Consider the following 9,965-nt stretch of genomic DNA (forward strand, 5'->3'; position numbering starts at 1 on the left):
GTGGTCATATTGTTTGGAGAAGGTCCGTGGGAAGGATGGGAAACGACTTTTCTGACGCCGAACAGCTACAGCATGCCGTTGTGCGCGCCGGCTTATCTGGTCGACGGGATGACCCGGGATCCGCAGGAACTGGCCGACTACACCTGGATGCAAGTCAGCCATTTCCCGGAATTGTGGAGCCGCTGGTGCGCAGCCGCAGGCTATTCCGGGTTGCAACCTAAACGCTATTTTGAAGTCAACAACGGCGCCATGGCGCGCGAAGCGGCGCTCAGCGGGATGGGCATATGGATGGCCGGCGGACGGGCGGGCGCGCCTCTTGATCCGGATTTTGCGGCGGGAAACCTGGTTCTGGCGCACGCGTTTCATGCCTACATGTTTCAATTCGGGTTTTATCTTGCCTGTCGTTCCCAGTCGCTGGGCAATCCGCTGGTGCCTGCGTTTCGCGAATGGATGCTGGCTCACTATGGCGTGCTATCACCGGCGAAGAATGCGTAGTGAGGTGAAGCCATCTTGAATGAACTTATTTTTACGTTGTCTGCAGTTTGACTTGTGCGCCAATCGCCTTGAACGTGCTACCGACAGAAGTTTTTTTCGCGCCAGAAATGTTGGTGCGTTTGGCGATATTCAAATCCGGCGTCAGCGGGTCTTGTATTGCACGCTGAGATACGCCATGGTACGACGCAGCACGGTCCTGATCCGGTGATAGCTTGAACACCGCAGCTACTCGCAGGCGGGCTTTGCGTACCTTGCTGACCATGATCTCAGGGTTCAATGGAGTGGCCAGTGCAGTTGTCGAATGTGCCATTGCTTTGTTACAAGCCAGTGACGCCCGCTGCCACCGATTTCTCACGGGCATACAGGCAAACGGTGCTGCCGTAAATGGGCCAGAAGTTCGTCGCGAGCCGGAATTGAATCGCAACTTTATCGGTGAAGCGTTGAAGGTAGATTGACGGCACCTCCACTACCGAGCATTTTTTTGCCACTGTGTTTTTCAAGAAGAACGCAATAAGCGAAGCGGAACCACGGGGCAAAATGCGGGGGCAATCTGCATCCGGCGCAGGTAGTTCTCACAATCCAACGCCGGCAAAGGTTTGCTGCAGAAGTAGCCCTGCACCTCATCACACCCATGTGCGCGCAAGAACTCAAGCTGTTCAAGTGTTTCCACGCCCTCTGCAATAGTCTGCAAGCCTAAACTTTGGGCCATGCTGATGATGGCTCTGACAATGGCCTTATCCTCCGGATCCACCGTGATGTCACGCACAAATGACTGGTCTATTTTTAGTTTGTAGACCTGAAAACGTTTGAGGTAGCTCAGCGACGAATAACCCGTTCCAAAATCGTCAATCGACATGCACACGCCACGTGCGTGCAGATCGGCCATGATGGCGATAGCGGCTGTGGGGTCGTCACTGGCAACGCTTTCCGTCAACTCCAACTCCAGATATTTTGGCGCCAGGCCAGCCTCATCCAGAATACGGCTCACCAGCTCCGGGAGGTTGGGGTGGCGAAACTGCACCGCTGACAGGTTGACCGCCATGATGATCGGCTCAAGGCCGCTGTCGATCCAGCTTGACAACTGCTCTGCGGCAGTTCGCAGCACCCACTCGCCAATGGGCAAAATCAGACCACTGCGCTCGGCAATCGGAATGAACTCTGCGGGAGAAATCATGCCCAACTCGTGGTGTTTCCAGCGCAACAAGGCTTCGATACCGATGACGCGCCCCGTCTCCAGTGATAGCTGCGGCTGGTAATACAAACTCAATTGATTGCGCTCCATGGCCCGACGCAATGCACCTTCGAGCATCAGCGTACGCACTGAATGCTGCTGCATGTCAGGGGCAAAGAAGCGAAAAGCGTTGCGCCCTTCCTGCTTGGCCTGGTACATCGCGAGGTCGGCGTGTTGTGCCAGGGCTTCGAAGTCCAGTCCGTCTTGAGGATACATCGCGATGCCGATGGAAGGGGTCACGATCAGTTCATGGTGCTCGATCTGGAGCGGTTTGGCGATGGCTTCGAGAAGCTTCTGCGCCACGTGAGCCGCCCCGTGGGCGTCCGTGTCTGGCAAAATAAATACAAATTCATCGCCGCCCAGGCGGGCCACCGTATCTTGTTCGCGCACCTGGTAGCGCATGCGTCGGGCCACCTCGATGAGCAGCGCATCTCCCGTGCCGTGGCCGAGCGTATCGTTGATGCGTTTAAAGTGGTCAAGGTCCAGAAACATCAACGCCAGTGGCTCAGTTTGGCGCTGCGCCATGGTGGCCGCCTGCTTAAAACGATCACCCAGCAAGGCACGGTTGGGCAGGCCCGTCAGGGAGTCAAAATGGGCCAGCCATTTGATCCGCTCCTCGTCGGCTTTCTTCTGACTGACATCCGTGAAAAACGCAATGTAGTTGGTGGGCTCGCCGACGGCATTGGTCATTCGGCTGATGGCGAGCCATTGCGGATACACCTCGCCGCTCTTGCGCTGGTTCAAAATCTCGCCTTGCCACAGACCTTCGGTATCCACGCAGTTCCACATCGCAGTGTAAAACTCGCGGCCGTGTTGCCCCGAAGACAGGGCACTAGGCTTGCGCCCCATGACTTCGGCCGCACTGTAACCGGTGATAGCGCTGAACGCCGGATTCACCAAAAGAATGTGCTTGTCCGCATCGGTAATCATGATGGCGTCGCGACTTCGCGAAAACACCATGGTTGCGAGGCGCTCCTGTGCCTCCGCAGCCCTCCGGTCCACCGCAATCCCCACAAACTGACTAACCATGTCAACCAGTATGCGTTCATGGGCGGAGGGCTCTCTATCCCACTTTCGATGCAGGTCCAGCACACCCAAAATATTCCCGGCGCTGGAAAGCACAGGCGCAGACCAACAAGCTGACAGACCAGATTCACAAGCCATCGAATTGAAGTTCGAGCGCCAAGGGCTGTCAACGAGCTCTTGCGCCCTGGCACTTTCATAACTAAACGAAACCCGGCCACAGGCGCCACTATCTTGGCCACTTGCCAACGTGACACGTGTCTCGTCAAGAAGGTGCGACAAACTAGGGGCCGCGCGGAGACACAGTTGATTTGACCGCCGATCCAGTAACCAGGTCGCGCCAAAACTTGACGGCAACAACTCCTCCAGCTTTTGCATCAGGAGCGCCAAAATCTGATCGATGTTCAAGCTACCCGCCAATAGTTCAAGCATGTAAGGCCGTAGGGCATCGACCTGCCGCGCTTGGTGTTGCGCAGCGAGATCCATATTGGTGCCCGTGATTCGGACTGCTCGTCCCGATTCATCCCGCGAAATATAGCCACGTGATAACACCGGCACGTAATAGCCAGCCTTGTGTCGCAGACGGAATTCCTTGACCGTGACATTGGCGTCTGAGTCCAGCACGGCCTGGTTAGCCCGATTGACCATGAATGCGTCCTTCGGATGGATGAGCGCTTTCCACATACCCGCGCCACTGGGTGCGTCGTCCACGCCATACCCCAGCATGTGCCAGCCCTGTGGTGAGTACTCCAGACGCTGCCCAACCAGGTCCCAATCCCAGGGTGCATCGCTAGAACCTTTGAGTGCCAACTCCAGTTGAGTTTGCGAATTTTTCAATAGCTGCTCGGTTAAGAGACGATTGGCTCTGCGTTCGAAATTTTCCAGTGCAAAATCCACATTTGATGCGATTTCCAAGAGCAGTCTTTTCGCATCCTGGTCAAAGGCGTCTAACTCGCCAGCCACCAAGATGAACACCCCAATGACCCGTCCATTGCGATGCAAGGGAATGGATGCAATCGCGCGCCAGTCAGCTCCGAACGCAATGGCGTGCCACGCGGCCATTGCCGGCGCGTTGAGAAAGTCCTGAATCCACACCGGCCGGTCTTCGCGAATGGCCGTGCCGGAACTGCCCCTGCCAAACACACTGTCAATGCTCGCCGAGATTTCAATGTCATTCAGTTCCACACCACCGGACCCAAAAGATGCCATCGGAACAACGCGCTGCGTTTGCGGGTCGAGCAAGCCAATGCAGGACATGGTCATTCCCCCCAATTGCACGGCCGTCTGGCAGACATGGGCAAACAATTGGTCCTGAGAACTGGAATGCACGATGGCCTGATTGCACTGGCTCAACGCGGCATAGAGACGAGACTGACGTCTTATCTTTAGCTCGGCCAGGCGCTGAGCGTGCATGAGTTGGCGCCAGAAAAGAACAAACACTGCACCCAGAGCCACGACGGCCAGCATGGCAACGCCCCGGTGGTCTATCTTGAGACTAGAGATGGCCGTGAGATTTTCGTAGGCATCGATCTCGACCGGTTGCCCTTGAATTCGCACCACAACCCACGCCATCAAAGACAGCGCCAATGTCAGGAGCGTCAAAACAACGGCGATCGGCTTCGTGGCGAAGCTAGCAGGTTTGTGGGTTTTCACAGTGATTGTGGAACTCAAAAACAGGCTGCCGCAGGGGTGACTTTGGGGACGGCCGCGTCATGAGACGACGGGGTGGTAGTCGCCAGCGCTTTTTTCATATATTCGCTATTTGGTTGTGGTGTCTAGGCCTCTGGAACCGCACCGATCTCGCTCAATTGTTGCACTGCAATATGACAAATCAGTTACAAATCCTTGACCGAAAAACTGCTAAATGCAAGCTGGCCGCGCGGCAAGGGCTCGACCAAAAATTGCGTTGACGTAAAACCCAAGCGCTCACGCGTGGCGGTGAGCATGATGGCCTCCCAAAGTGACAGTTCCAACCACAATTGCATTTTTCGTGCCAAGATATTTATGGCTTTGCAATGGCTAAATCCCCTTTTTACAGCCATGCTGGTGCATTTATTGGATCGCCAGTCGCAATTCGGACGAAAGGCATGCACTCAAATCGAAGTGCTTGTAAATTGACCAGGAATGCGCATGCATGCGTTTTTCTCAGACGGCACGTGCAATAAATGCGTTAGTCGGGAACGTCGATCCTCTCGTAATCTCGCAGCTCTGCCTAAAACCGGTACAAGAATGAATTCAGCGCCTTATTTGCATGTCAAGAATCTCACCAAAGTGCATGCCCAAGGCAGGTTCAGCAAGCATGTCATCTTTCAGCTGCAGGCGGATTTTAAAATGGAGGGGGCCGGGATAGTCGCCATCGTCGGCCCCAATGGCGCCGGCAAAACCACGCTGTTCGACCTCATCGCCGGCCAAGACATGCCCACCAGCGGCCAGGTGATTTGCCATGGTCAGGATATCCACCGGGTCAAATACACGCAGCGCAGGCACGTGGTGAATCATCACCGACAGCCGCACCATGTCCGAAAATACAAATGGCAGCTCACGCCCGAATTCTTGCTTGAGCCGGCCCGCAACGACACGCCGAGGATTCATCTCTATGACGAGCCGGACATGACGGATGGTACATCGGCCTGCTCTTCAACAAGTTTCGCGAACTCAAATCGCAAGGCCATCTCATCGTCTTCTGCGTGCACCCTTCAAACGCCATGCATCTGGACCTCATCCGCATGATTTGCGATGAATACCTTTTTGTGGAAGAAGGCAGCTTCACGCGTTTGCGGGATTTCGACGCATTGATGGCGCACCCGCAAGTCAGAGATTATTTGGGGCCGATCGTCAACGAAGCTGACGTGTCTGCGTGATGCCGGGATAGTCAATGCAAAAACAGGATCGCCTTCATGCACTCGACGCAGTGCGTGCTTTCGCGTTGCTTCTCGGCATCGCTTTTCATGCAACGCTGTTATTTATTCCGGGGATCGACGCGCTCGGTTTCCCTTGGCGCATCTCTGGTTTCTTTATTTGCTCCTGGTACTGTATGTTTCTTTTCTCTTCTCTACAGGCGCTGCGCTGCTGCTGCTCAGCTATCACTACCTAGTGCGATCCACTTACATTGGCCAAGTATTGAATGGCCGCCGATACCCGCGGTCTGCGTTGTGGACAGGTCGTACGGATCGTTCATGACCCGTCCACCAACTGGCTCGCGACCAGTTACTTCGCCCTGAGCCCTTGCACCAGCGCGCCCAGCCCAATGCCGGCCAGCGCCCACAGCAGGCTCCAGTTGCCCGCGCCCAGGCCCGCAATGGCCGGGCCCGGGCACACGCCGCACAGGCCCCAGCCGACGCCGAACAAGGCCGCACCCACCGCGGTGTCGCGACTCCAGACGCTGGGGTGGACGTGGAAGTGGTCGTCCAGCAGCGGGCGGGCCAGCAACCTGGGCGCCAGTTTGTAGGCCAGCACCACCACCAGCACGGCGCCGCCCATCACCAGCATCAGGCCGAAGTCTTGAAAACGCAAAAAGCTCAGCACCACCTCGGGCCGGATCATGGTGGCGTAGGACAGGCCAAAGCCGAACAGCGCGCCTGCCAGCAGCGTCGCTACGACGCGCGCCGCGCTCATGCCAGCCACCTTGCGGCCAGGTTGGCCGTCAGGAACGCGGTCGCCATGAAGGTCAGCACCGCCAGCAGCGACGGCAATTGCAGCGAGCCCAGCCCGCAAATGCCGTGGCCCGACGTGCAGCCGTTGCCCAGCCGCGCACCGTACCCGACAAAAAAGCCGCCCACCAGCAACTGCCATACCGGCACCGCCGTGGCTTCGCGCACGCCGCCCGCAAAGCCCAGCCACCACACCAGCGCGCCCAGGATCAGGCCCGCCGCATACACCAACCGCCAGCCGCGCGAATCGACAAAGCGCGGTTGCTGAAAAAACGGCCGGCGCACCAGGTAAGACCAGGTGCTTGAGAACACCGTGCTCATGCCGCCGATGCGGCCCGTCAGCACGAACAGCAGCGACGCACCCGTGCCAATGATGAGCCCGCCCAGCAAATAGTGCTGCCAGCCGAGGGGGAAGAGAGAAAGAGATATGTTCATGGGGGTGTATTTTCGGTGGGCTGCTGGGTCGACGGCGTGGCTCAAAAGCCAGTTCAAAGTTGGCTTAGGCGATTCATGAAAGCCGCTGGAATCAATGCCACCTTGCGGTTTGCGCGAGTGACAAAGACGATGCCAATCTTGCCGAGCGCCACCTCCCTGCCGGTCTCTTTTTCACTCATGCGAAACTGAAGGTCAAAACCGTACTTGTTGAAGTCGGTGGGGGCCATTTCAATATGCATGGTCTCACCATGGAAGCCTTCGGACTTGTACTGGGCAACGATGTCCCCAACGACGATGATGGTGCCTTCCACATCCGACTCAAAGTAACTCAGCCATGTAAAAAACCGAAGCCGGGCCTCGGAAACCAGCGTGAGCAGCTGTGCATTGTCGAGATGCCCGCCCTGATTGACGTGGCTGATGTAAATCTGCACTTCCGTGACAAAGGGGTAATTTTGTGCAGGGACTAGCTGGATGCGTGGCATTGGAATTGGATTTTCAAAAAACATCAATCGTAACTTCTGAAAGCAGTGCGGTATTGCCCAACCCAGGGAAAAGAGGGAAAGAGCCCGCTTCATGGCGGGGGATTGTCCGTAATTCGCCTCCTGCGCGACGACTTTCAAGCACGGCGCAAAGAACCGGCCTACCATCGCGCAACCCCCAACCCAATGAAAGGAAACCTGTATGGCTGAGCACAATTTGTTTGAAACTTTCCCCATGGGCAAGTTCACCCTGCGCAACCGCCTGGTGATGAACCCCATGACGCGCTGCCGTGCCGACGCCGCTGGCGTGCCCAACCCGCTGATGGCGCAGTACTACACCCAGCGCGCCAGCGCCGGCTTGATCGTTACCGAGGGCATTGCCCCGAGCGCCAACGGCAAGGGCTACGCCCGCATACCGGGCTTGTGGAACAGCGCGCAAGTGCAGGCGTGGCAAGCCGTGACCAGCGCGGTGCACGCCGCCACAGGCGTGATCTTTGCCCAGCTCATGCACACCGGGCGCGTCAGCCACCCGGCCAACATGACCGAAGGCGCCAAAATCGTGGCGCCCAGCGCGCTGGCCCTGGCCGGCCAGATGTACACCGACGCACTTGGCCTGCAGGACTACCCGGTGCCGCAAGCCATGACGGAGGCCGACATCGCGCAAGCCAAAGCCGAGATCGTGCAGGCGGCCAAGAACGCCATCGCCGCCGGGTTTGACGGCGTCGAGCTGCACGGCGCCAACGGCTACTTGCTGGAGCAATTCCTCAGCCCCGACACCAACCAGCGCACCGACGCCTGGGGCGGCAGCGTCGAAAAACGCATGCGCTTTGTGCTGGAAGTGGCGCGCGAAACGGCGGCGGCCATCGGTGGCGACAAGGTCGGCATCCGCCTCTCGCCCTATGGCACCAACTCAGGCATGGGCGCCTACCCCGAGGTGGAAGAGACCTACCTGAAACTGTTGCCCCTGCTGGCCGATGCGGGCCTGCTTTACGTCCACATCGTGGACCACGCCGCCATGGGCGCGCCGCCGGTGCCACTGGCGTTCAAGCAGGCCCTGCGCAAGGCTTGGCCGCGCACCTTCTTCATCGGTGGCAGTTTCGACCAGGCTTCAGGGCAGCAGGCCGTGAACGAGGGCTTGGTGGACCTGGTCGGCATGGGCCGCGCTTTTCTGGCCAACCCGGATCTGGTGGAACGCTTCAAGAAGGGCCTGCCACTCACCGCGCCCGATGCCAACACCTTCTTCACGCCCGGCGCCAAGGGCTACACCGACTACCCGGTGGCTGCGGCTTGAGATAGTGCCTTCGGGTGGCTGGGCCGGGTTACGTTTGGCTACCTTCTTCACCGTGCATGCGGTAGACGGTTACCAGGGGACCACGTTTAATAAGGACATGGGCATTTCCTGCCCTGTTAAGGAGATACTTATGAAGACAGCCCCCATGGTCAACCGCTCCGTCGTTGTGGCGGGTGCCACGGCCGCTCTGGCGCTTGCCGCCCTGAGTTTTACCGGTGCCGCCCAAGCCCGAGACAACGTGTCCTGGTCAGTGGGCGTGGGCGCGCCCGGCGTGTCGCTGAATGTGGGCAATGCAGGGCCGCTGTATATGCAGGCGCAGCCGGTCTATGTTCAGCCAGAGCCGATTTACTACGAGCCGCGCCCTGTGTTTGTAAGGCCTGCGCCGGTCTTTGTGCAGCCACAGCCGGTTTACTACGAGCGCCCCTATGGCTGGAACCGGCGCCACGGCGGGCACTACGTGCAGGCACCCCGTCCGGGCTACGGCGCGGGCTATTACGGCCCGGGTTATGCGCCCGTGTCACAGGTGTATTACCAGCCAGAAGGCCGCAGCGACCATCGGCATGGCGGTCGACATGAAGACTGATAACGGATGATTCGCAACCACCGCCGCGGAGGAAAGCCGCTTATCGGTAAAACGATTCGACCTTGCCCTTCAACTTGATCAACAGCGGATGGCCTTTGCGGTCCAGCGCCTTGCCGGCGGGCACCTTGACCCAGCCCTCGCTGATGCAGTATTCCGCGACATCCAGACGCTCCTTGTCATTCAATCGAATACCAATGTCATGTTCGAACACGGCAGCGACGTGAAAGGGGCTGCGCGGATCAATGGACAGATGGTCGGGCAGAGGGGGAAATTGGGTGGCTTGGTTCATGGGTATCGATTTTCCATGATTTGGCCCTGGCCTGGTCTGCAACGGCCCCTATGCTAGAGTCGATTTCCATTACAGGAGACCGCCATGAGTACCCATCCAGCCCCCACCGGGCTTCAACTTCGTTCCCTGGTCAAGCCCGATGGCGAACTGGAGCTATCGCTGCTCAGCGTCCCGACCCCCGACCCCGCGCCCGACGAAGTGGTAGTGCGGATTGAAGCCACGCCGATCAACCCGTCTGACATCGGACTGCTCTTTGGTGCGGCCGACATCAGCACGGCCAAGGTGTCCGGCACGCCAGCCAGCCCGGTCGTCACCGCCCAAATTCCTGAGCGGCTCATGAAAAGCATGGCCGCCCGGGTGGGCCAGTTCCTGCCCGTGGGCAATGAAGGTGCCGGCGTGGTCGTCGCGGCCGGGTCGTCGGACGCGGCACAGGCCCTGCTGGGCAAGACGGTGGCCGTGCTGGGCGGGGCGATGTACGCGCAGTACCGC

General features: G+C 58.5%; 13 protein-coding genes and 1 pseudogene. 8 read left to right on the forward strand and 6 right to left on the reverse strand.

The window, feature by feature from the left end:
• The coding region (locus B3V69_RS12305; protein WP_296446946.1) for a LysR substrate-binding domain-containing protein at positions 1–495 on the forward strand (495 nt) is incomplete at its 5' end.
• Between the two features lie 31 nt (positions 496–526).
• On the opposite strand, the gene B3V69_RS12310 is transcribed toward B3V69_RS12305, so the two are convergent.
• Positions 527–772 (reverse strand): hypothetical protein, encoded by a 246-nt coding sequence (locus B3V69_RS12310; protein ID WP_296446948.1) that lies wholly within the window; start codon positions 770–772, stop codon positions 527–529.
• 219 nt (positions 773–991) lie between these two features.
• The gene (locus B3V69_RS12315; RefSeq protein ID WP_296446949.1) at positions 992–4,402 is read right to left on the reverse strand and encodes a bifunctional diguanylate cyclase/phosphodiesterase; all 3,411 of its coding nucleotides are present in this window, start codon (positions 4,400–4,402) and stop codon (positions 992–994) included.
• Between the two features lie 192 nt (positions 4,403–4,594).
• Between B3V69_RS12315 and B3V69_RS12320 the strand changes: the two genes are divergently transcribed.
• The 4 genes from B3V69_RS12320 (at position 4,595) to B3V69_RS12335 (ending at position 5,843) form a co-directional block, all read left to right on the forward strand.
• Positions 4,595–4,867, forward strand: coding sequence for a hypothetical protein (locus tag B3V69_RS12320; RefSeq protein ID WP_296446951.1), 273 nt, complete (start codon positions 4,595–4,597; stop codon positions 4,865–4,867).
• Between the two features lie 111 nt (positions 4,868–4,978).
• The gene (locus B3V69_RS12325) at positions 4,979–5,479 is read left to right on the forward strand and encodes an ATP-binding cassette domain-containing protein (RefSeq protein ID WP_296446953.1); all 501 of its coding nucleotides are present in this window, start codon (positions 4,979–4,981) and stop codon (positions 5,477–5,479) included.
• On the forward strand, positions 5,455–5,610 hold the full coding sequence (locus tag B3V69_RS12330) for a hypothetical protein (RefSeq protein ID WP_296446955.1): 156 nt from the start codon (positions 5,455–5,457) through the stop codon (positions 5,608–5,610). Before B3V69_RS12325 ends, B3V69_RS12330 begins: the two co-directional genes overlap by 25 nt.
• A 14-nt stretch (positions 5,611–5,624) precedes the next feature.
• Positions 5,625–5,843, forward strand: coding sequence for a hypothetical protein (locus B3V69_RS12335; RefSeq protein WP_296446957.1), 219 nt, complete (start codon positions 5,625–5,627; stop codon positions 5,841–5,843).
• A 113-nt stretch (positions 5,844–5,956) separates the two neighbouring features.
• Here the strand turns inward: B3V69_RS12335 and B3V69_RS12340 are convergent, their stop codons facing one another.
• The 3 genes from B3V69_RS12340 to B3V69_RS12350 are packed head-to-tail and all read right to left on the reverse strand — an operon-like array spanning position 5,957 to position 7,316.
• Entirely contained in the window at positions 5,957–6,364 is a 408-nt protein-coding gene (locus B3V69_RS12340) for a DUF6691 family protein (protein ID WP_296446960.1), read from the reverse strand.
• The gene (locus B3V69_RS12345) at positions 6,361–6,891 is read right to left on the reverse strand and encodes a YeeE/YedE family protein (RefSeq protein ID WP_349679212.1); all 531 of its coding nucleotides are present in this window, start codon (positions 6,889–6,891) and stop codon (positions 6,361–6,363) included. Before B3V69_RS12345 ends, B3V69_RS12340 begins: the two co-directional genes overlap by 4 nt.
• The gene (locus B3V69_RS12350) at positions 6,888–7,316 is read right to left on the reverse strand and encodes an acyl-CoA thioesterase (RefSeq protein ID WP_296446975.1); all 429 of its coding nucleotides are present in this window, start codon (positions 7,314–7,316) and stop codon (positions 6,888–6,890) included. The genes B3V69_RS12345 and B3V69_RS12350 overlap by 4 nt, the downstream gene beginning before the upstream one ends.
• 199 nt (positions 7,317–7,515) lie before the next feature.
• On the opposite strand from B3V69_RS12350, the gene B3V69_RS12355 reads away from it, so the two are divergent.
• Together B3V69_RS12355 and B3V69_RS12360 are read left to right on the forward strand one after the other, a co-directional pair.
• Complete coding sequence (locus tag B3V69_RS12355) at positions 7,516–8,604, forward strand: alkene reductase (protein ID WP_296446963.1); 1,089 nt, start codon at positions 7,516–7,518, stop codon at positions 8,602–8,604.
• Between the two features lie 130 nt (positions 8,605–8,734).
• Entirely contained in the window at positions 8,735–9,187 is a 453-nt protein-coding gene (locus B3V69_RS12360) for a hypothetical protein (RefSeq protein WP_296446965.1), read from the forward strand.
• A gap of 40 nt (positions 9,188–9,227) precedes the next feature.
• On the opposite strand, the gene B3V69_RS12365 is transcribed toward B3V69_RS12360, so the two are convergent.
• Entirely contained in the window at positions 9,228–9,476 is a 249-nt protein-coding gene (locus B3V69_RS12365) for a DUF3297 family protein (protein ID WP_296446967.1), read from the reverse strand.
• A gap of 84 nt (positions 9,477–9,560) precedes the next feature.
• Between B3V69_RS12365 and B3V69_RS12370 the strand changes: the two are divergent.
• Positions 9,561–9,965 (forward strand): annotated as a pseudogene (locus tag B3V69_RS12370) (NADH oxidase); the annotation flags it as partial.

The sequence above is a fragment of the Rhodoferax sp. UBA5149 genome (assembly GCF_002413825.1).
GTDB lineage: Bacteria > Pseudomonadota > Gammaproteobacteria > Burkholderiales > Burkholderiaceae_C > Rhodoferax.